The sequence below is a fragment of the Acetobacterium wieringae genome, assembly GCF_023700225.1.
GTDB lineage: Bacteria > Bacillota > Clostridia > Eubacteriales > Eubacteriaceae > Acetobacterium > Acetobacterium wieringae.
The window spans coordinates 640,471-661,172 of sequence record NZ_CP097897.1 but is presented as its reverse complement, the minus strand read 5'-3'; the positions used below and the strand labels follow the sequence as shown (position 1 = coordinate 661,172).

General features: G+C 40.0%; 25 protein-coding genes and 4 tRNA genes. 3 read left to right on the top strand and 26 right to left on the bottom strand.

What is annotated here, in order from left to right; translation table 11 throughout:
- Positions 1-5 precede the first annotated feature (5 nt).
- Positions 6-1,232 (bottom strand): tyrosine--tRNA ligase, encoded by a 1,227-nt coding sequence (gene tyrS, locus CHL1_RS03160; protein WP_070369923.1) that lies wholly within the window; start codon positions 1,230-1,232, stop codon positions 6-8.
- Between the two features lie 66 nt (positions 1,233-1,298).
- Positions 1,299-2,513: an AI-2E family transporter gene (locus CHL1_RS03155; RefSeq protein ID WP_242871564.1), complete on the bottom strand. Its 1,215-nt coding sequence runs from the start codon at positions 2,511-2,513 to the stop codon at positions 1,299-1,301.
- Positions 2,514-2,709: 196 nt separating this feature from the next.
- On the opposite strand from CHL1_RS03155, the gene lspA reads away from it, so the two are divergent.
- A complete protein-coding gene (gene lspA / locus CHL1_RS03150; RefSeq protein WP_070369921.1) occupies positions 2,710-3,189 on the top strand; it encodes a signal peptidase II in 480 nt (159 codons plus the stop codon).
- An 81-nt stretch (positions 3,190-3,270) separates the two neighbouring features.
- Here lspA and CHL1_RS03145 read toward each other — a convergent pair whose 3' ends face one another.
- A complete protein-coding gene (locus tag CHL1_RS03145; RefSeq protein WP_070369920.1) occupies positions 3,271-3,954 on the bottom strand; it encodes a GntR family transcriptional regulator in 684 nt (227 codons plus the stop codon).
- A 116-nt stretch (positions 3,955-4,070) separates the two neighbouring features.
- On the bottom strand, positions 4,071-4,817 hold the full coding sequence (gene ispE, locus CHL1_RS03140) for a 4-(cytidine 5'-diphospho)-2-C-methyl-D-erythritol kinase (RefSeq protein ID WP_250934618.1): 747 nt from the start codon (positions 4,815-4,817) through the stop codon (positions 4,071-4,073).
- A 164-nt stretch (positions 4,818-4,981) separates the two neighbouring features.
- Between ispE and CHL1_RS03135 the strand changes: the two genes are divergently transcribed.
- Both CHL1_RS03135 and CHL1_RS03130 read left to right on the top strand, forming a co-directional pair.
- Positions 4,982-5,680, top strand: coding sequence for a uracil-DNA glycosylase (locus tag CHL1_RS03135; protein WP_070369918.1), 699 nt, complete (start codon positions 4,982-4,984; stop codon positions 5,678-5,680).
- Positions 5,680-6,216 (top strand): phosphatase PAP2 family protein, encoded by a 537-nt coding sequence (locus CHL1_RS03130; RefSeq protein ID WP_070369917.1) that lies wholly within the window; start codon positions 5,680-5,682, stop codon positions 6,214-6,216. The genes CHL1_RS03135 and CHL1_RS03130 overlap by 1 nt, the downstream gene beginning before the upstream one ends.
- Before the next feature lie 16 nt (positions 6,217-6,232).
- On the opposite strand, the gene aroD is transcribed toward CHL1_RS03130, so the two are convergent.
- The 22 genes from aroD to CHL1_RS03020 form a co-directional block, all read right to left on the bottom strand.
- Positions 6,233-6,991, bottom strand: coding sequence for a type I 3-dehydroquinate dehydratase (gene aroD, locus CHL1_RS03125; protein ID WP_250934617.1), 759 nt, complete (start codon positions 6,989-6,991; stop codon positions 6,233-6,235).
- A gap of 63 nt (positions 6,992-7,054) precedes the next feature.
- A complete protein-coding gene (locus CHL1_RS03120; protein ID WP_148637289.1) occupies positions 7,055-8,062 on the bottom strand; it encodes a nucleoid-associated protein in 1,008 nt (335 codons plus the stop codon).
- A 96-nt stretch (positions 8,063-8,158) separates the two neighbouring features.
- Positions 8,159-8,235: transfer RNA gene (locus tag CHL1_RS03115), tRNA-Arg, on the bottom strand.
- A gap of 65 nt (positions 8,236-8,300) precedes the next feature.
- Positions 8,301-8,375: transfer RNA gene (locus CHL1_RS03110), tRNA-Gly, on the bottom strand.
- A gap of 7 nt (positions 8,376-8,382) precedes the next feature.
- Positions 8,383-8,467 (bottom strand) — tRNA-Leu (locus tag CHL1_RS03105).
- A gap of 87 nt (positions 8,468-8,554) precedes the next feature.
- Positions 8,555-9,247, bottom strand: coding sequence for a TrkA C-terminal domain-containing protein (locus tag CHL1_RS03100; protein WP_070369914.1), 693 nt, complete (start codon positions 9,245-9,247; stop codon positions 8,555-8,557).
- 80 nt (positions 9,248-9,327) lie between these two features.
- Positions 9,328-9,942: a molybdenum cofactor guanylyltransferase gene (locus CHL1_RS03095; RefSeq protein ID WP_250934616.1), complete on the bottom strand. Its 615-nt coding sequence runs from the start codon at positions 9,940-9,942 to the stop codon at positions 9,328-9,330.
- A 60-nt stretch (positions 9,943-10,002) separates the two neighbouring features.
- Positions 10,003-12,678, bottom strand: a complete 2,676-nt coding sequence (gene fdhF, locus CHL1_RS03090; RefSeq protein ID WP_070369912.1) for a formate dehydrogenase subunit alpha — start codon at positions 12,676-12,678, stop codon at positions 10,003-10,005.
- A gap of 493 nt (positions 12,679-13,171) precedes the next feature.
- Positions 13,172-13,246: transfer RNA gene (locus CHL1_RS03085), tRNA-Gly, on the bottom strand.
- 365 nt (positions 13,247-13,611) lie between these two features.
- The gene (locus CHL1_RS03080) at positions 13,612-14,367 is read right to left on the bottom strand and encodes a P-loop NTPase fold protein (protein WP_250936219.1); all 756 of its coding nucleotides are present in this window, start codon (positions 14,365-14,367) and stop codon (positions 13,612-13,614) included.
- Positions 14,368-14,369: 2 nt separating this feature from the next.
- Entirely contained in the window at positions 14,370-14,954 is a 585-nt protein-coding gene (locus tag CHL1_RS03075; protein WP_250934615.1) for a P-loop NTPase fold protein, read from the bottom strand.
- Between the two features lie 100 nt (positions 14,955-15,054).
- Positions 15,055-16,569, bottom strand: coding sequence for a GH25 family lysozyme (locus CHL1_RS03070; protein ID WP_250934614.1), 1,515 nt, complete (start codon positions 16,567-16,569; stop codon positions 15,055-15,057).
- A gap of 17 nt (positions 16,570-16,586) precedes the next feature.
- On the bottom strand, positions 16,587-16,973 hold the full coding sequence (locus CHL1_RS03065) for a phage holin (protein WP_250934613.1): 387 nt from the start codon (positions 16,971-16,973) through the stop codon (positions 16,587-16,589).
- 3 nt (positions 16,974-16,976) lie between these two features.
- Positions 16,977-17,243: a hypothetical protein gene (locus CHL1_RS03060; protein WP_250934612.1), complete on the bottom strand. Its 267-nt coding sequence runs from the start codon at positions 17,241-17,243 to the stop codon at positions 16,977-16,979.
- 61 nt (positions 17,244-17,304) lie between these two features.
- Positions 17,305-17,457 carry a hypothetical protein gene (locus CHL1_RS03055; RefSeq protein ID WP_250934611.1) on the bottom strand — a complete coding sequence of 51 codons (153 nt, stop codon included), beginning with the start codon at positions 17,455-17,457 and terminating at the stop codon, positions 17,305-17,307.
- A gap of 16 nt (positions 17,458-17,473) precedes the next feature.
- On the bottom strand, positions 17,474-17,800 hold the full coding sequence (locus CHL1_RS03050) for a hypothetical protein (protein ID WP_250934610.1): 327 nt from the start codon (positions 17,798-17,800) through the stop codon (positions 17,474-17,476).
- A gap of 17 nt (positions 17,801-17,817) precedes the next feature.
- Positions 17,818-18,813, bottom strand: a complete 996-nt coding sequence (locus CHL1_RS03045) for a hypothetical protein (RefSeq protein ID WP_250934609.1) — start codon at positions 18,811-18,813, stop codon at positions 17,818-17,820.
- Positions 18,803-18,973 (bottom strand): hypothetical protein, encoded by a 171-nt coding sequence (locus CHL1_RS03040; RefSeq protein ID WP_250934608.1) that lies wholly within the window; start codon positions 18,971-18,973, stop codon positions 18,803-18,805. Before CHL1_RS03040 ends, CHL1_RS03045 begins: the two co-directional genes overlap by 11 nt.
- A gap of 2 nt (positions 18,974-18,975) precedes the next feature.
- The gene (locus CHL1_RS03035) at positions 18,976-19,221 is read right to left on the bottom strand and encodes a hypothetical protein (protein WP_250934607.1); all 246 of its coding nucleotides are present in this window, start codon (positions 19,219-19,221) and stop codon (positions 18,976-18,978) included.
- Positions 19,218-19,454, bottom strand: coding sequence for a hypothetical protein (locus CHL1_RS03030; RefSeq protein WP_250934606.1), 237 nt, complete (start codon positions 19,452-19,454; stop codon positions 19,218-19,220). The genes CHL1_RS03035 and CHL1_RS03030 overlap by 4 nt, the downstream gene beginning before the upstream one ends.
- A gap of 3 nt (positions 19,455-19,457) precedes the next feature.
- Positions 19,458-19,979: a PcfJ domain-containing protein gene (locus CHL1_RS03025; RefSeq protein WP_276520490.1), complete on the bottom strand. Its 522-nt coding sequence runs from the start codon at positions 19,977-19,979 to the stop codon at positions 19,458-19,460.
- Positions 19,979-20,605 (bottom strand): hypothetical protein, encoded by a 627-nt coding sequence (locus CHL1_RS03020; protein WP_250934604.1) that lies wholly within the window; start codon positions 20,603-20,605, stop codon positions 19,979-19,981. The genes CHL1_RS03025 and CHL1_RS03020 overlap by 1 nt, the downstream gene beginning before the upstream one ends.
- Positions 20,606-20,702: the final 97 nt, after the last annotated feature.

The following is a 20,702-nucleotide window of genomic DNA, read 5'->3' as shown; positions in this document are numbered from 1 at the left end:
ACCTTCTATACTAAATTAATTTGCTTGAACGCTTTTTTGCCCTTTTTGAGAACAATTTTCTTGTCTTTAAAATCTGCCAGTGTTACCAGCCGTTTAAAATCGGATACTTTTTCACCATTTAGCAGAACTCCGCCCTGGTCAATCAAACGACGTCCCTCACTGCGGGTAGGGATCAACTTCGCCACTTCGAGTATTGACAGGATATCCATGCCGTCGCCCAATTCCGCTTGCAATAAATCCACACTTGGAATTTCAGCATCTCCCTGATCGCCAGCAAAAAGCTTGCGGGCCGCACTTTGAGCTTCCTGAGCTGCTTCCGTGCCATGGATAATCTCAGTAACGGTAAACGCCAGGATTTCCTTGGCCTGATTGATTTGGGAGTCTTTAAGGGCTCCCAAACGCCGCACCTCATCCATCGGAATGAAGGTCAAAAGCGCCAGACATTTTTCCACATCAGCATCGGCAATGTTTCGCCAGTACTGATAAAACTCATAGGGCGATGTTTTTTCCGGATCCAGCCACAATGCCCCTTTGGCAGTTTTTCCCATTTTAATGCCCTCACTGGTGGTCAGTAGCGAGAAGGTCATGCCATAGACCTGTTTCGCATCTTTGCGACGAACCAGCTCAACTCCAGCAATAATATTCGACCACTGGTCATTTCCACCAAACTGCATCTTACAGCCCTGCTCTTTATGCAGCACATAAAAATCATAGGCCTGGAGCAGCATATAATTAAATTCCAAAAAGGTCAGTCCTTTTTCGAGCCGTGATTTATAGCAATCCGCCGTCAGCATCCGGTTAACTGAGAAATGGGTTCCAATTTCCCGTAAAAAGTCAATGTAATTAAGCGGCAGCAACCACTGGGCGTTATTGAGCATCACCGCCTTGTCATCTTCAAAGGTCAGAAATTTTTCAAAGACCTTTTTGAATTTTTCACCATTCTCAACAATCCGTTCCAACGTCATCACCTGACGCATATCAGATCGGCCAGAAGGATCACCAATCATCGTGGTTCCACCTCCGATTAAGGCAATCGGTCGATGGCCATGACGTTGCATGTGAGCCATCACCATAATCTGAATGAAATGTCCAATATGAAGACTGTCAGCCGTTGGATCAAAACCAATATAAAAAGAAACGGATTCTTCCGCCAGTAATTTTTTTATCTCTTCTTCGTGGGTACATTGTTCAATAAAGCCCCGCTCCTGCAATACGTCAAATACACTTTCCATTTATCTCTGTCCTTTCCTTATTCAAGGGGTTTCCCCCGCAATTATTCTAAATAGTTTTGTTACTGTTTATCCCTGTAGTTTTTCAAGCGCCTCTTTTTTTCGTTCCCACCGAGTCAGTCCTTCTTCAAAAAACACTTTGATCACTGCAAACATCGGAATCGCCACAAACATCCCCAACAGGCCAAAAAGACTGCCCCCGACAATAACTGAGAACAATACCCAGAAGGGATTGAGCTCGACAATTTTTCCCAACACATTTGGTGCTAAAACATTACCATCAAACTGCTGGACAACAAGAATCCAGATTGCCACCCAAAAGGCCTTGGACGGATCATCAATAAAGGTGATGACAATAGCCGGTACCGCCCCAATAATTGGACCAAAATATGGAATCACATTGGTAACGGCAACAATCACACCAAATAAGGGTGCATAATCCACGCCAATCACCAAAAGTCCCAGATAAAATAAAAATCCAATCAGCATTGATGTCAGAATTTTTCCGGTAAAATATTTGTAAAAAATTTCATCAATGGTCAGGATCGCCCAATGACTTCCATTGTATAAGGTCTTGTTTAACACCGCTTTAGCAAAACGATCGACCTGATCACTGATTTTTTCCTTATCCAGCATTAAATAGAGCCCAACAAAAAAAACAATAAAAAAGCTGATGACAAAGCCGATGGTTCCTTTTAAAAAGACAAAGGCAAAATTACCGATATTTTTAATGGAGTCCGGATTAGCCCCAAAATATGTGGTCAGCTGATTGAGTACATCCATTGCCGTCATATTCTGCAGACTATCGATTGCTACCTTCAGTTCAGTTAAAATATCCTGTGCGGCTCCACCTTTAGCCAGACTTTCTCCCAGATAGTTATCAATGATTGTTAAGTACTCGGGAGTCTGGGCAATCAGACCGGTCAGACTCTCGATCACCGATGGAATCGTCGCATAAAAAAACAATACAATTAAGATAATGGTGATCACATAGACAATCAGAATTGAAAGCAAGCGAACCACCCGGGCCTTGTTTTGGCTTCGGGGAACCGTTTTAAAGATAAACTTTTCCACTCCCCGCATTGGCCGGAATAAAAAATATGCCAGCACTACACCCAACAGAATCGGCATCAATACTTCCAGAGTTCTGGTAATCATGCCACTTAGTGTTTGGGTAACGACGCCAAAATTATCCAATAATTTATATGACAAAATTAGGATAAGTATCCCCACTAACAGATAGCTGTATTTTTTTACAAGTTCCTGATCGATTTTAAATTTCAACCGCTCCTCCAATACTGTTTTTAATTCGAGTTATATCTTAACATTTAACCGGAAAAAATTAAAGCAGTTTCAGCCAGATTCTTAAATTATGATTAAACAAAACCGCATTAATACCCGTATATTTTAAAGTTTTCCTTGTCTTTTAGAGAAATCTATCATAATATTTTTATAGTTAATTCTTTTTTTAGGAGAAATCATGATCTATATCGCTATTATTCTTTTTGCTATATTTCTTGACCAGTATTCGAAATACCTGGTCGTTGCCCATATAAAACCGATTGATACCTTACCACTTATTCCTGATGTTTTTCATTTAACCTATGTCGAAAATACCGGTGCTGCATTCAGTCTGATGACTAATAAACAGATTTTCTTAATTCTTATGACCCTGGTTTTTATTGGGGTTCTCATCTATTTTTTAATCAAGATACCAGATATCCGGGAGAATCGAGTTATTAAAACCGCTCTTGCCTTCATCATCGGCGGTGCTGCCGGGAATTTACTGGATCGCCTGCGTCTGAATTTTGTCGTGGATTTTCTTGATTTTCGAGTTATCAAATTTGCGATCTTTAATTTCGCCGACATCTTTGTAGTTTGTGGGAGCATTATCCTTGTCATTGCGCTGTTCACCAATAAAAATTTTTTGGAAAACAATGACTTTGGTAGTCTGGAGTAGATCAATTAAAAATACTGCAGCTAAACAAAACGCCTCCCGGGATAAAACAAAAATTGTCTTATCCCGGGAGGCGTTTTTTGTCTACTCGTTTTTTTTGAGCAAACCAAGCATGCTGTCGCCAGTCGTATAGATATGATCGCAGGCGGCCAGATTGGCTTTTCGGCACTCACCCTTTTCGATCTGTCTGATTATTTCCATATGCTGATTGACCAGCGGCGTTTTATCTTCAATGCGATGGACGTATTCAGCCCGAAACCGCTGCATCTGCTCCCGCAGACTATTGATCATTGCCTGTAATTTGACATTTTTTGATGCAGTATAAATCGTTTCATGAATCTGCATATCATGTTTGATGATTCCCTCTTCATCATTATGCAACGCCGACTCTCCAAACAATTCGTTAGCTTCATAGAGCCTGCTGATTTCCTCTTTGGTGGCATTCATGGCCGCCAGCTCAGCTGCCAACCCTTCCAGTGCCCGGCGGATTTCCATCATTTCTTTGAGATCGTTCACTGACATTGGTGTCACATAGACACCTTTTCTTGGTACCATTTTTACCAGCCCCTCCAGTTCAAGCTTCCGGATGGATTCTCGCACCGGAGTCCTGCTGACGCCCATCTGTTCAGCCAACTGAACCTCCATTAAACGCTGTCCCGGTTGGAGTTCACCGGTAATAATAGCGCAGCGGATGGTTTCAAAAACAATTTCCCGCAATGGCTTACAGGAACTTATATCAAGACTTAAGCCTTTTTTATCATCCCACATCGTTTTCTCCTTCTTCAGTGTTGCTTAAAAAACACATTGTATATTTTTCTTTGAAAAATCGCCAGGATTTTTCCGCCAATTCATGGTTCTGATAATACCCAATGACCGTCGACCCGCTACCGGTCATGACGGCGTTCCAAAGCCCCCTGTTCCATCATTTGGTTTTTAACCGTCTTTATTTCAGGATATTCGGCAAAAGCTACGGCTTCAAAAACGTTTCCCAGTTTCATTTTTAACATATCATACGCATCATCCTGCAACAGCTTGATAATCTCCGGAATATCCGGATGATTTTCGATCATTGATTCATCCAGTTTTTTAAAGGCCCAGGGGGTGGCGATATCAATATCTGGTTTTACCACCAGAACTATCATTTTCCTCAGGTCTTTTAGCGGAGTGATTTTTTCGCCGATCCCTTCTACCAGAGCCGTACCACCAACCAGACAGTACGGTACATCTGCCCCAATGGTAACGCCAATTGCCAAAAGCTCCGATTGCGTTAGCCCCAGTTGCCAAAGACGATTCAGACCATTTAAGGCAGCCGCTGCATCACTGCTGCCTCCAGCCAGGCCAGCCTGAGTTGGAATTCGCTTTTCCAGGTGAATTTTAGCTCCCTGTTTGACATCAAACTGACGCTGCAGTTTATGGGCTGCTTTGATCACCAGATTTCGCTCATCCAGAGGAATGGTATCCTCGTTGGACGTTAAACTGATTCCCGTCGCACAGGATTCAAAGGTCAATATATCATCCAATTCGATTAAATGATTAATCATCTTCATTTCATGATAACCATCTTCCCGGATGCCAACAACATCCAAAGATAGATTCACTTTAGCTTTGGCCTTTAACACAACCTTATTCATCTCTCCTCACATTGCACTCTTAATATTGTATACTTTATTCATTATAACACAGTCCCTCCCTGATTCAAATAAAAATCATGGTTATAATCCAATTTTATAGTGTATAATCAAGACATTAACTTACCCAAATCCACTCATCACCACTATATTTAGGAGAATAAACGATGGCTATCCATTTTGACAACGATTGGGAACAACCCATTCAACACGAATTAAAATCCGACTACTACCGGAACCTGCGGCATTTTTTGATTAACGAATATCAGAACCGGGTTGTTTACCCCCCCATGCATGATATCTTCAATGCCTTTCACCTGACGCCATTGTCGCAAACAAAGGTTTGTATCATTGGCCAAGACCCCTACCACGGTCCCGGGCAAGCCCATGGCCTGGCTTTTTCAGTCAAACCTGGCGTAGCAATTCCCCCTTCGCTGCAAAATATCTATAAGGAGCTGGAAGCTGATTTGGGTTGCCCGATACCCCGCCATGGCTGTTTGACCGACTGGGCCACACAGGGAGTGCTGCTACTCAATGCCGTACTCACCGTCCGGGGTGGTGAAGCAGGTTCTCATCGAAATGCAGGTTGGGAGATTTTTACCAGTCAGATCATAAAATTGTTAAACACCCGAGCTGAACCAGTTATTTTTATTCTTTGGGGCCGGGATGCCCAAAACAAAAAATCTCTAATTACCAACCGCCATCATCCCATCATTGAATCCGCCCATCCCAGCCCTTTGTCAGCCCACCGTGGTTTTTTTGGCAGTCGGCCCTTTTCCAAAGCTAACCAGCTGTTGCAAGCCCAGGGAATTGCGCCCATCGACTGGTGCATTAAGGATCTTGAGACATCCAATGGAGCAAACTAATGGATCTCAACATCTTAATATGGATCCATCAACATCTGGTTTTTGAACAGCTTAACGGTTTTTTTATTTTTATCACTAATTTATGGGGCGATGGCATTCTAACCGTGTTGCTTACACTGTTTCTGCTCATAAAAAAAGAAACCCGTTTAACAGGTCTCGTCATTGCCGTTTCGCTTTTATTCAATCTTTTGGTTGTAAATCTAACACTGAAACCACTGGTGGCCAGACCCCGCCCCTATACCCTGTACGAGATCGACATGCTGTTACCAGTGCAGACTGATTTTTCTTTTCCATCCGGTCACAGCTCGTCCGTTTTCGCCTTTGTCTGGGCATATTTCATTACCCGAAAAGACCGAATGCGCTGGATTTTTGTAACTTTCGCTCTGCTTGTTTGTTTTTCACGACTTTACCTTTTTGTTCATTACCCCACCGATGTTCTGGCCGGGATTATCATCGGTATCCTCTGTGCCTATTTTTCCCGGTGGCTGGTTTTTCGTTTTACCAACACCGCCTGGATGCATAAGCTTCTGGAATGACCGCTGGCTCTGATAATTATATCAGAGCCATTCGTTTCCTCAGATCCACTATTTCTTCCAAACTAAGCTGTCCAGGGGCGGTTTTCCCGGCCCCAGCCACAAAAGTCAGCGAACCACCACACAGTTCCGGAGCTATTCGCGTTATCGATCCCTTTGCTCCCATGGCAATGGCAATCATCGCTTTGGGAAATTTTTCATTATAGGTAAGCGTTGCCTGCATCAGACGGCGCACATCGTCCGTTGACTGGGGCATGACCGCCAGCTTAAGCAGGTCTCCACCTGCTTCCTCCATGGCTGTAAAAATATCCCATATCTCCGCTGTAGTCGGCGTTTTCGCAAAATCATGGTATGACACGATCCACTGGGTCTCGCTTGTTTTGAGAGCCTCTTTGATCCTCGTCAAAAAAGGAGCCGCGTTGTTAAGTTCCACATCCACATAGTCAACCCGGTTACTTTTTATCGCAGCCATCACTGCGTCTGCCCGAATCTCATCGGAAGTTTCGACAGCACCACCTTCATAATGACTGCGAAAGGTATAAATCAGCCCCTGATCAGGCATTCTGATTTTCATTTCACTCAGCAGATCCTGTTCGTCTGCAACAGTAAGAATCTCTCCCGGCATAAAATGATCCCGGCGCCACTCCAGAAAATCACAGCCATTTGCCACCCCCACTTCAACATCAGCCAACAGTTCATTACGATTGGCGCTGATCAATGGAACACACGAGGTAAAAGTGTTTTTTTCGATTAATTTATATGTCTTTTGCCTATCCATAAACTTCTTCCTTCCAAATCTTCCGCTCATCGTAGCAAACACCATCCTGGTGACAGCAGATCGTTACTTGTGGTTTAAAAGCCCGATATTTTTGATCTCCACCGAAATGGTACCATCCGGATTATTTTTAAATTCGATAATGTCATTTCGCTTTAGCTGATCCGTAGGGATACTGATTTCAATACCGGTATCGGTAATGAACTTTTGCTTACTGAATATTTTCTTTTCGATATTTGACGTAACCGGAATCCTTTTATCATAAAGCCCCTTTTCTTCCAACGACGATCTGAAACGCTCCTGAATGGTCGAATCCCCATCAAAAACGACTTTAGCCAGATTATCGACATCAATTTCGTTTTCGGTTTCATAGTCGCCTGCCAACACCGTTTTAACTGCATTCAGCTTTTCATAATCACCGCCATATTCTCTGACAATCACTTCTTTGACAGTTTTATCAATAATGTCAAAAGCCTCCTTTTCGGAAATCGCCGGCTCACAAAAAATCAATTGGCTGGAAATATAATAAGCCTTCTCGTTATTGATCAGATATTGTTTTTCCTTTAGAAGCAGCTCATCGCTGGCCAGGTTGATAAGAATAAACTCATCCAGTTTCTGACTTTCCGTTGGCAGTACACAGGGCTGAACCAGAATATCATTTGTCAGACCATTGTCGGTATTGACGTAGTGGATGTATCCCTGTTTGTAATTAAATTTGAAAATTCCCAGATAGTTTTCATGTTCGATGTTAAAGTCCACAAAAACCAGATCGGCGGAGGGTATCTCTATATTTTCCAGCATATAGTCAAAAAACAACTGCGATATTTCAGAGCTAACTCGGATCAGCTCATGGGGATTATTCTTATAATCAATGATTCGCTCTTTAAAAGGACTCCCCACCCGAAACATGGTTCGTTTAATTTCCGGATCCTTTAGCGATCTTAACACATGTTTTTCGACATATTCTTTGATCAACACCGTCATATTTAAAAGCATGTCCGATAACACCGGGATACTTGCATTGGTATCCAAAACATGTAAAATTGCTTTGTTAATACTGATTTCTGGTTTCATTTCATTTTCCTATTCTTATTACGTTTGATCAGATGACATTCAACAAACTTTCGGGTAAATAAAAAACAGCCACGAATGACTGTTTAAGCACGTTTATGGTACGCCCAGAGGGGCTCGAACCCCCAACCTACTGGTTCGAAGCCAGGCACTCTATCCAATTGAGCTATGGGCGCACATAAGTAGATTAAAAAAGAATGACTCGGACAATCGCCCAAATCGCTTCAAATTTATTAAATTTTGGAGCGGAAGACGGGATTTGAACCCGCGACCCTCGCCTTGGCAAGGCGATGCTCTACCACTGAGCCACTTCCGCTTATAATTGGTGCGGATGAAGGGACTTGAACCCCCACATCATTCGATACTAGATCCTAAGTCTAGCGCGTCTGCCAATTCCGCCACATCCGCTAAGCAATGCTGTCATCTGTAACGTGCTTGATTATAATAACAAAATACGTAGGCTTTGTCAACCCACTTTGAAACTTTTTTTATATTTTATATGCTGTCTTTAAATAATTCCATTATATTATTTTTTGAACCATAGATCAAAACCCGGTCTCCCTGTTTAATTTCATCAGAAGAAATAACATGATCCATGATTATATTCCCCCGTTTGATTAACAAAACATTTAATTTATAGGTATGCCGAAAATTCATTTCCAATAAGGTTTTATCTCTGATCTCCGGGGGAATGCAGGTTACAAAAACCTCAGCGATGAGCTTATCGTGAAACATTTCCAGAATGCGAACATTATTACAAAATGCTCCCTTTGTTTTGTTTTTAGCCAGGCGCTCCACTAATTCATCAAATTTTCGGATGATCCATTTTGATCGGGTTATCACTAAAATTACCACAAGAAAAACCAGTGAATAAAGTATTGTCATCCAATTGATCTGATCCCCTGAAGAACGAATAAATAAATTGACTAAAAGCGAAACCCCGGAAACCGCAAACAGATAGCCAAACAGCATCATCACTCGAGCCAAATTACGCCTCGCCGCCGAATTAAGGATCAATTCGCTTTCTCTCGTGGTAAAGCCGCTGTTCGTCATACAGGATACCGCCTGAAAACGGGCCTTATCTTCCCGCAGACCGGTCAGACGAAAAAGCACGGTAAATATCTCCACCAGGATAAAATAGGCAATTATCAGGACAAAAAAACTAATCAGTGATACATTAAAACTCATGCTACTCCTTTTTAAAGGCCACCGATCCGAATCATTTACCGGCATGACCTTCAGATTTATATTATGCCGCACGATCCCGATTAAATCAAGTCTCGTCTTTTTTTGATATGATTTTTTAACTCACTGGGGGTATTTAAATTGCAGAACATATCCCAGTCGGGACTGAACTCTCGCCCTTTTTTCTCATCAATATAATAGAGGTTTTCATGCTCAAAGCATTTATAAATGCTCTTGCGCCCTGTTTCCAGGAAAGAAGCTACTTTAGGGCCAAGATCAGCACGATAGAACGCATTAAAGGGTTCGATCCACTCTTCAAAACGGGTAACGCAACCGCCTACCCCAGGATTGCTCTTTATCAGCTGCTTCATGTATACCACATAATCATGATTATAAACCGGCATATCACAAGCCGTTACATAAAGATACTCAGACCGGGCATGCAATAGACCGGTATAGATACCAACCAGGGATGCCGACAACTCCATAGCATCCGGATACACACCCCGAATTCCTCCAATTTCGGGCAGATTTTCAGGTTTTGATCCGACAATAATGATATCCTCAAAATCTAAGGAAAGCTGTTTAACAATGCGATTGATGATGTTTTCGCCATCAATCCGTAGTTTTTTTTTGTCATATCCCATTCGTCGGCTGAGCCCCCCCGACAAGATTACTGCTGTACCAAACTTCTTCAAATCCATCCTCCTTTAATCGAAAAAGGGTGCTTATGCGCACCCTTTTTGGTTTGTGACTATTTACTTACTAATATTGACTTTGACAACTTTAAATGGTGGAATTTTAGCTATTGGATCTAATTCTCCGCCGGTTAGATGATTAGCACCGCTGTTTCCATAATGGAATGGCATGAACAGATTCGTTTCCATAATTCCCTTATTGAAACGGGTTTTTGCAGAAACATTTCCTCTGGGCGACGTAACGGTAATGAAATCTCCCTCATTGATGTCATATTCTTTAGCTGTTTCGGGATTGATTTCGACAAATGGGTCACCAGCGATCTCCTCGATTCCTGGTGTCCGCATGGTCATGGTTCGGGTATGATAGTGCTGCAAAATACGACCGGTCATCAGAATCAGTGGGTATTTTTCATCAGCCTGATCTTCAGGCGGAATATAATCCGCAATCATAAAGGCTCCTAATCCACGGGTAAATTTTTCAGCATGGAGGAATTTTGCTCCCTCTGAATCCTTACTCAGGCACGGCCATTGAATCCGATCGCCATTTCTGAGTCGTTCATGGGAAACCCCGGTGTAGCTGGGTGTTACAGAGGCAATCTCATCCATGATTTCTTCTGCACTGTTAAAGTCGAAGCCTTTGGCTCCCAGCTTCTGAGCAATTAAAGAAATAATTTCCCAGTCATTCTTAGCTTCTCCGGGAGCTTCTACCGCTTTTCGGAGTAACTGAATACGGCGTTCCGTATTGGTGAAGGTACCATCCTTTTCAGCATATACAAAGGCTGGCAGGACAACATCCGCATACTCTGTCGTTTCAGTTAAGAAGATGTCCTGGACTACAACAAAATTGGCTTTTTCAAGAGCATGTTTAACATGATTTGTGTCCGGATCAGAAACAACTGGATTCTCGCCCATGACGTATAAGAATTTTACGGTTCCGTCGCCGACCCCATTAATAATTTCAGTCAGTGTTTTGCCAGCATTTTGTGGCAGTTTGACATCCCAGGCTTTTTCGAATTTTTCCACCACTTCCGGGTTGGCGGTTTTCTGATAACCTGGCAAATCGCCTGGTAATGCGCCCATATCACAGGCTCCCTGAACATTATTCTGACCACGCAATGGATTAACACCGCATCCTTCACGGCCGATTTTTCCAGTCAGCATCGCCAGATTGGCGGTTGACATAACACCATCGGTACCGGTTTTATGCTGTGTGACACCCATGGAATAAAAGATTCCACCCTTGTCTTTGGTTGCATAGAGAAGTGCCGCTTTACGCATATCTTCAGGATCAACACCACAGATTTCAGCACATCCTTCAACAGTCAGCGTATCCATAAATTCTTTAAACGCTGCATAGCCTTCGGTTCGTTCATTGATAAAGTTTTTATCTTCCAGACCAGCGTCCAGAATGGCACGCATCATTCCATTAAGTAATGGGACATTGGTTCCCGGTTTAATCTGTAAATATACATCGGCGTATTTTGCCAGTTCGATTTTTCGTGGTTCGGCTACAATCAGAGCTGCCCCTTTTTGTTGTCGCTGTTTTATTTTAGCACCAATAACCGGATGAGTTTCGGTGGTATTGGAGCCGGTAACAAACATAACATCCATTAAATCCACTTCATCAATACTATTGGTCATCGCCCCACTACCAAATGATTTAGCCAGACCAGCAACAGTTGAAGCATGACAAAGTCGGGCACAATGATCAACGTTGTTGGTTTCACCAACAGTACGAATAAATTTCTGGAAAACATAATTATCCTCATTCGTACATCGGGCTGAAGACAGCCCCGCAACTGCCTGAGGACCTTCTGCTTTAGCTTCTTTTAGTTTCTCTGCTACTAAGTTTAAGGCTTCTTCCCAGCTTGCTTCTTCCAGAACACCGTTTTTGCGGATTAACGGCGTTGTTAAACGATCAGGACTGCTGACAAAATCATAAGCAAAGCGTCCTTTGACACATAAAAGATTGTCATTAACATTTCCTTCTGTGCTATAAATGTCAGTAATCTTATTATCTATTATTTTTAAATTCAAGGTACAGCCTACTCCGCAATATGGACAAACAGTCTGAACTGTTTTGGCATAGGCAAAGGGTTTAAACTGTTTCGGTGCCAATGCACCAGTCGGACAGACTGCAATACAGTTACCACAGCTGACACATTCTGATTTCCCTCTGGGCGTTTCGAAAACCGGATTGATATTGGTTTCATAACCACGGTCACATTGGGCTAAAATATGGTTGCACTGAAGGTGTTCGCAAACTTTGATACATCGATTACAGAGTACACATTTATTGGGATCATAGGTATAAAACGGATTGGAATCATCGATGGGTTTTGTCATCACCCGTTCGGTACCGAAAGCCTTAACCGCATCATATTCAATGCAATTCGCATTGAATTCAACAAATTCACAACAACCATATTTATAACATGTCATACAGTCAAAGGTATGATCTGACATGAGCATTTTTAATACAAATCGGCGCGCTTCTCTTACCTCCGGCGTATTGGTATTAACCACCATACCTTCCGCTACTGGAGTTGAGCAGGAAGTTTCAAGTCTTCTCGCTCCAACGACTTCAACAAGACACATACGACAGCTGCCTTCCGGTGTGAAGTCTTTAAAATTACATAATGTCGGAATGTCGATACCGATGGAACGTGCTGCTTTCAGTATTGTAGTTCCTGGTTCGACACTAACTTTTTGTCCATCAATTGTCAAATTAACCATAAATTTATTTCTCCCTTCTTTTAGGATTCCATTATATTCTATAACTTTTAATTTGTCATTGATGTTTTTTAGTTAAATGATTCTTTTCTCGGATGATTTAAGAAATACATACTTATCGTCTTAGTAAAATCACCAAGAATCCCTGTCGGATGGGATTTTGCAATGCTTTACAAAACGATATTCTGGACCTGAATTTATAATGATTGTATGTTTGTGATTTAACTAACAAAAATTAAATGCGAATAAAATGCTACTTCGGAAAATAGCAACAATAACGAGTAATTTTCCGACGTTAAAAAATGACTGTCGATTAAACTACCACAAAATTTTTATAGCAATCTCAATTCTATCAGTTATTACTGATAATTTTTACAGGAATTTGTAATTCACTTCCAAATTTATATGAGTCAAGTTAGAACTATTTTAGAGAAAAATAAAAAAGTGCAAAATTGTTATACACAACTTTACACTTACGTTTTGACGATCATCTTATTGGAGCGGAAGACGGGATTCGAACCCGCGACCCCCGGCTTGGGAAGCCAGTGCTCTACCACTGAGCCACTTCCGCAACGCTTATATTATAACAACAAATCCATTCTTCTGCAAGTAATTATTTCATACAAATGATGTTTTTGTTGAATTTTATTAACAAAAAAGTAAAAAACCGCAAATCATGCGGTTAGCTTTTTTAATGGTGACCCATGGGCGACTTGAACGCCCGACACCCTGATTAAAAGTCAGATGCAAACCGTTCTTTATTATTTTTTATAATTTACTATCCTGTCTCAACCCTTTATTTTATGCCATTTTCTTATAGCTGCTCTTTTCCTTCCTTTATATATGTATTTTTTCTTGTGTGCTAACATAGTGCTAAGTCTAATTAATTATTATCAAATTGAATAGTAAAGTTTTTCATTTTTATATTTTAATAAATTATATTGGATAACCCGACATTAAACTAAGCACCTCTACACTTAAGAGTTCTTTTAATTTGTTTATTTCTAATTCTTCTAAATTTCCATTGTGAACAACACCCATTTCTTGATATTTAAAATATTTGCTAAATGTTATAATATCATTGAAAAATTTCTCAGTATCTTCAATTTCATCAGTAATCGTTAAAATCCCTCTATTTAAATTTATTGAATAAATCTTTCTTGATTTCAATCTTCTTATTGCATTTATTATTTCTAAATATTCGGTATAGTTACTCATTTTAACAACTTCTAATGTAAATCTAATTAAATCATAGTAGTAATCTGGATTAAAACTATCTCCATAATATTCATTTACCAATTTTTTCGGTCTCTGAATTATTTCAATTAGCAAATTTAATTTTCTGTAATTTAAGTTTTTAAATTTTTCTATAGTTTCCAAATTTAATTTTTCTTTAAGCTCAAATTCTAGTATTTGTCCGTTCTTTGGTGTTGATAATAATTCTCCAACATATTCAAAAGCACTTTTAGCTACAGGCAAATCAAATTCATAATCAAATACTTTATCAAAATATTGATGTGTATCATACTCATTTCCATAGTACCCTTTTAGCAAGTTAGCAAATTCTACTTTATTTATAGATATTAAGAAATTAACATCTTTTCCTTTTTTTATTAATTCTTTATTCAAGTATATTATTTTTTTAATTAACTCAATTGAAAATTTTGGTTCACATCTATCAAGTTCATCAATAATTAATAGGAACTTATTATTTTGTTCTTCAAAAAAAGCAAGTCAATCATAATTTCATAGAATTTTTTTTCATCAATTATCTCGTTCAAAATAGTATTAGAAAGCATTTTATACAATGCCATACTATTGAACTCATCAATCGGCTTTATAATTTGTTTGCTAACTTCCTTTGGCAGTGGCAGCAGCGCTTCACCCGCACTTTTTATTATATCTTTAAAATACTTGATCCCATATTTTTGCAGAAACTCATAAAAAGACTTTTCATCTTTTGAAGTTTTTATCAATTCATTATAAACAAATTCCAAAAAAATGCCATTAATATTCGTACTTGCTTGATTCTCCCAAGCATCAAATTTCAAAATATCAAAACTTTGTTTTTTTATTGGATCCGATTGTTCTTCACTCGTCTCAATAATATCTTCTTGTTTAACTCGTTCAATAAATTTATCAATAAAAAAACTTTTTCCGCTTCCCCATTCTCCAACCAATGAGCATATTCTATTTCTTTCTCTATTATTAAATTGAATCAACTCATCTAATAATTGCTCTCTTTGCGCAAATAAAACATTCTTTTTTTCTATATCCATTAAGTAATTCTCCATTCATCAATCAAAGTTTTCTTTGATTATAACACCTCTTTCCCCCATTGTCTAAAAACAAAAAAGAGCCACCCGAAGGTGGCCGAAATCAATAAATAAAGTCGCCGGTTTCCTGGTTGTATACACCACCAAGATCAGATAACTCTAAATGAGCAAACTCTTGTGACGGGTATACTCTAACTGCAATTCCAAATACCTGCCATGCGATCCTGGCAAACTCGATGATGTTCAGTCCTGGACAATAACAGTCTATGGCTTCACCCAGCATGTGTAGTGAATTCCAAACGCCTTGCCAGTATTTATTATTCTCCGGACAGCGGATCCCGCACGTAATGACAATTGCCCCGACATAATCCCGGAGCTGCTGCAGTTTATCAATGAGCTGCTGCGCTATGATCTGACCATAATTTGTTTCGGGATATCCATTGCAGCCGCTGGTCGGATCTCCTTTGATGCAGCCACACGCAAATTCGTACCAGCTGAAATTCTTAGAAGCCATTCCTTCAGGCAATGCGACTACCGGGGCCGTTGCTGCGACCGGTGCGTTTGTCACTGAGAACAACGCCGTAAAAGTATTTGTCCCGATTATTCCATCAATTGTCAGGTTTCTATCTCTCTGGAAGCTTAATACCCGGTCTGTTGTTTGGGTGCCTGCATCTCCCAGGCGACCATCAATGTCGCATTCATAACCTAATTCATTTAACCGAGCCTGCACTGACATGAGCTGACCTCTTAAGCATCGTTCCAGATCCAGCCCGGATTCTCCGGTTTCGTCCAGGCCATAACCTCTTCTTGCATTATTTCTGGCTGATCTTGTTAAATCCCCAACTTGACCGTCTGCCTCAATGTCTCCATAATTTAAAAGTCTTAAAACTCGTTGCTCCTCAACAATAGAAAATACTTGGACACTTAACGGATCCGATGGTGTAATCACTTCCTGAGATGGACTTGATGGCTGAGTAACCACGACTTCAACCGCTTTCGTCGGAAATGGGTTGTCAATATTCACATAATCCTGATAACAGATATTAAGATCGACGTTTCCAGAAATACCTTCAACGGATCCTTTATCTGAATACTGCCAGATGCTTGGCATAAATTCCGGCTGATCCACATCCCATTGACCCAGCCATGTGAACCACTTTCCTTTGTTAATATCATTAACCTTATTTTCAAACCAATCCAATGACGTATAAACAATGACTTTATACCCGGAATCATGAATCTCTTCACAGAATGCATCAATGATCGGGTTAATGTCGATGTTCCCTTGATACTGCTGATCCTCAACATCATATGCAATCGGATAGGCAAATGTTGATCGTGGATATTTTGATAAGATGGTTTTAACAAAGTTTGCTTCCATCTTTGCCTCTTCCACGGTTTGTGCATAGGAGTACATGTATGGCATTGGGGGAATACCGTTGACAACACAGGCATCCAAATTAACCAGGGCTTTTGCATCAAGCTCCCCGCCTGATGCATTCCTGGCTTCACCCCATCCGATCCGGACGCCGGAAAACTTTTTGTTTGAGTTTTTTACGAGTGGCCATTGGATATCGCCCTGGTGCTGGGAAACGTCTATTCCTTCGATTTGCAGCATATCGCTACCTCCGTTTATTATTCCGTTTTATAGTTTCCAGTATTTTTAACTGTTTCAGCGCTCTGATCCGCTGATGTGTTCTGCTTTTCTTTGACCTGTTGTACATATTGTTGAACTTCAGCGACCGTTACCAATCCCTGTTTTAATAATCTAAGTACTTCATCCGCAGTTTGCGCTGATTTCGTGATTGACATATTTTTCCAGATCCCATAACCGATACTGGCAAAAACCAGCGCCCAGGACACTAATTGAAACAATTGATCATCTGATACCTCAATCGGATTATGACCAGTTGCTGTCAGAATGGCATTCGTTACCGCCAATAGAATCGTTGCCAGTACCACCCACGTAGAAACGGATACGCCACTCAGAGCATCCGCAATTTTTATAAATTTTTCTTTCATTTCTTAATCCTCCTTTTTTATCATTGAAAAACATGTCTTAACCTGTTCTTCCAGTTTTGTAATCCTCTGCTCCAGTGCATTAAAACGACCATCTGTCTTATCAATTTTGCTGATCAAACACTTTAAATCATCCAGAATGCTTTCAAGTTTCGTTTCTATGACCCCCAACCGTTCAGCATCCTTATTGTCGTTTCGTCGCCACCCGGCGAAACCGAATATAATACTTGCTACCGCTACACCCATGCTTAAAATTTCTGTCGGTGAAAACATAACCGTCCCCTTTCAAATAAATAGTGACGGTCTCCCGCCCCTGAGCAATAAAAAAACAGCCTTAAGCTGTTGCGTTCAACAATGAAACAAGTTCGTTGTACTGATCCTGGTTAATTCGGTTATTAAGCAAGAACACGTCGAGTTTAATCATCATGTCTTCTTCCGTTCCATAATTTCCGTTTGTGATCACTTTTTTACAATATGTATAGGTCATTTTTCACACCTCCTTCCTATAATCCTAATTCGATGTTTGATAATCTAAAATCCAGATCAACCATGTATTCAGCTGTCTGATTTTCCAGTTGATCAAGCTTTTCAGCGTAGATTTGTTCCTTGGTTTTCGGTACATCAAAGTACTCATGGCTAAAACCGCCTGTTTGTGTATAAAAATAGATAACATTTTTACCCTCGACCTCTTCAACTGCCGGGAGTGACTCAACAAGAAATCCCTCCTTCAATAATTCTGTTTCTGTCTTTTTCAAGCCATTAATTTCATCAAACGGTTTGTAGTGAATAAACGTGACCTGATTGTCTGAATTTGTTTTTATGAATAGCATTTTTTTCTCCCTATTTCTCAGTCTAAATAATAACCTAAATTTACAACACAAATAAGGTATACCGATGCTGCTGATAAATACCCGCAAAAGAATAACTTATCATCTGCAAATGTATAACTTGGAATTGAATGAGCAGTAACGGGGGCATAACCTCCACCGCCCAATGAAGATATATTTTTGAACGTGTTATAATCAACCACACCTGCTTCAGTGATCTCCATACACACAACGCTGTTCTGTGACTGCAATTGTGAAAGAATCACCAGTTTTCCATTGTTTGATACTTTTGCAAATTGTGCGCTATAAGTTATGTTTGCATTATAAGTTGCGGTGTTATAAATGATGCTGCCATCTACCATTGATAATGCTTTAGCGTAAAAATAATTAGGAGGACTTGTCATATATGTTTGAAAGAACATATCCAAATCATCAAGTAGACAAACAGGGTAATTACCATTGTTTTGGTTTAAACGTGTTCCCAATGACTGTGAAAAAACAATGTTGCCATCGCTGTTAACCTTCTTATAATAGCCCCCAGTAATTTCATAATACCAATTTCCGTATTTATCTCTAAATGGATAACCTGAAACCAAATCGCTGAATGTTAGTGTTTTTATTACCGCACTTGTTGAAAGATCAAACCATTTAACAGATTTGTCGGGTTGAACACCAATCAAAACACCCGCTGACTCAAGGATAAGAATCCGCTGGTACGAAGTATTAAATGCGCTATCGATTTTAAAATCAGATCCACTTGATAAAAGTGTTCCGGTTGACGAGTATTTCTTCCAGCCATTTACATCAAAAACAAAAGCATAATCACCATAATTTACACAGGTTATGCCATAAGTTATACTTCCAATCGAGAATGAGAATAAAACCTCTTTATTCTCATTAACATGTCTGATGTAATAATTAGAGCCATTTTGCCATAAGTGCATGATCGTATTTGTAAATTTGTTATAAAACAGCCATGATGCTAAAACGTTGCCAAAAAGCGCATCAATGCTCAATCACTTGTTCAAATGACTTCCCGATTGACCGGCTCCGATACCCCTTGGCCCTGTTCTTATTCTTATTATTTTCTCTGTTGATATTCTCAATCGCACTGGCTGCGGTTGGATCCGGATACTTTTCCACAAATTTTTCCTCGTTATAAATCGTCTTTGTCATTTTCATATCCTCTCAGTATATTTTTGATGATTACACGGATATCCCATTAAGCTCAATAACGCTGTCTTTTTTATTTTTATTGCTGAGTGGGTGTCTTTGACTTTGATCACCACACATTCCGATAATTCTGATGCCGATATCTCACAATCTTTAAAAAATTCTGCCGGTTCTGTTATTTCCGATCCGTACAGTTTTACCTCACAAAGAGTAACCTGTTTTTTAATGTCCCTGGGATCTGATTGTTTCATTTTTCAGCTTTTTCCTTCTTTTTCAAATACAACTGGCAATCATTTTTTTGTTTGTGCTGTGTGGCCGATGCTGAACAATTGTTATTGTATTGCTTATGGTCATAATACAGACAGTCGGCTTTTTTACAGTGATCTCTTTTTTCTTTTTTCATTTTTCTAGCCCTTTCACATGCAAATGCACATATTAAACTTGTTCCTCCATAGTTACTGCAGCCCATGCATTTTTCAAACATGGCCTATACCGCTTCCTTGAATTCTCTTTTAATTTTTTTATCGGTCCACTCATTTACAAAAGCAGCGACTTCTTTTGTTGGCAACTCATTTCGTTTCCCTCTGACCTGGATAACCCTGTCACCGGTCAGCTCCAACGTGTAGAATGGTATTTCTGGTTTATCTACCTCTCTGATAAATAAAATTGTTGTCGTCCCGGTCGCATGACTTTTAATGTAAGAATCACCGCCAACACAATGCCCCAGCTTTGAACCTTCCTGTATGATATCTTTTGCCTCTGCAGGTGCTTTTATCAAAAATCCCTGGCTTTCAAAGTAATAACGATCATCAATCCTCTTCTGGCGCTGCATGATCAGCCTGTTTTCTTTTCTTAATTTCTTCATACGTTCTTCGTCTTTTTTCTTGTTGATGATATCCACCAGCTGATCATGCCGGGCGATTAGGTTTTTCGGCCAGAGGTTATGTTTTTCGCTGAGATCCCATTGCTCCTGCCTTGCCATGTTGATGTAGTCAAAATAGGTTCCAATTATGGAATTAATGGTAGTTTTTTTGATTTTATGCCTGCCTGTTTTTTCAGGTACTTCATGTTCTTAACTGGATCACCCTCACATTTGAGTATTTTTTCGAAGTTATGCTCTGTTATTTTACATTCCTGAAGAAGAAGCATATCTGATTCTCTCGGCAATTTATTCTCTATTAGTTTTTTGAATTGATTCAGTGTCCTTAATTTAGGATCCACTCGTTTCACCATCGTTAATTCTTCTGTCGTAATACCAAAATATTCCTGCAGCGATTTTGCTTTTCTTTCGTACCGCCAATAACCGTCACTGAGCATATCTGTGGCAATGTTATAAAGTCCGGCTTTCAAGATATATTCAATCGCTGGGTTATTGTCATAATGGAAGAGATAAACCAATGGATTAAACTGCTTGCCCGCCTCTGCCAGAATTTCCATTTTTGAGTATTGCCAGTTTGTTCCAGATAGGACGCTTTTTATATTTTCCGGAAAAACATCATAATGCTGACTGTTATTTCCAGTTCCGCCTCTTTTAACCCATCGTTCCCCCTTCCAACTATCTTGAATTCGCTCATACTTTGTCACCCTTTTGCTTTTTTTATCAAGCAGAAATCGCATTTCTTCAAATTCATTCATAATGCTTTCTTCCCTTTCGCCGGTTTGCTCATTTTTGCTGTAATACTTGCAATAATTAAAATACCTCACGGCGATCTGCTCATTGATGATCTGAATA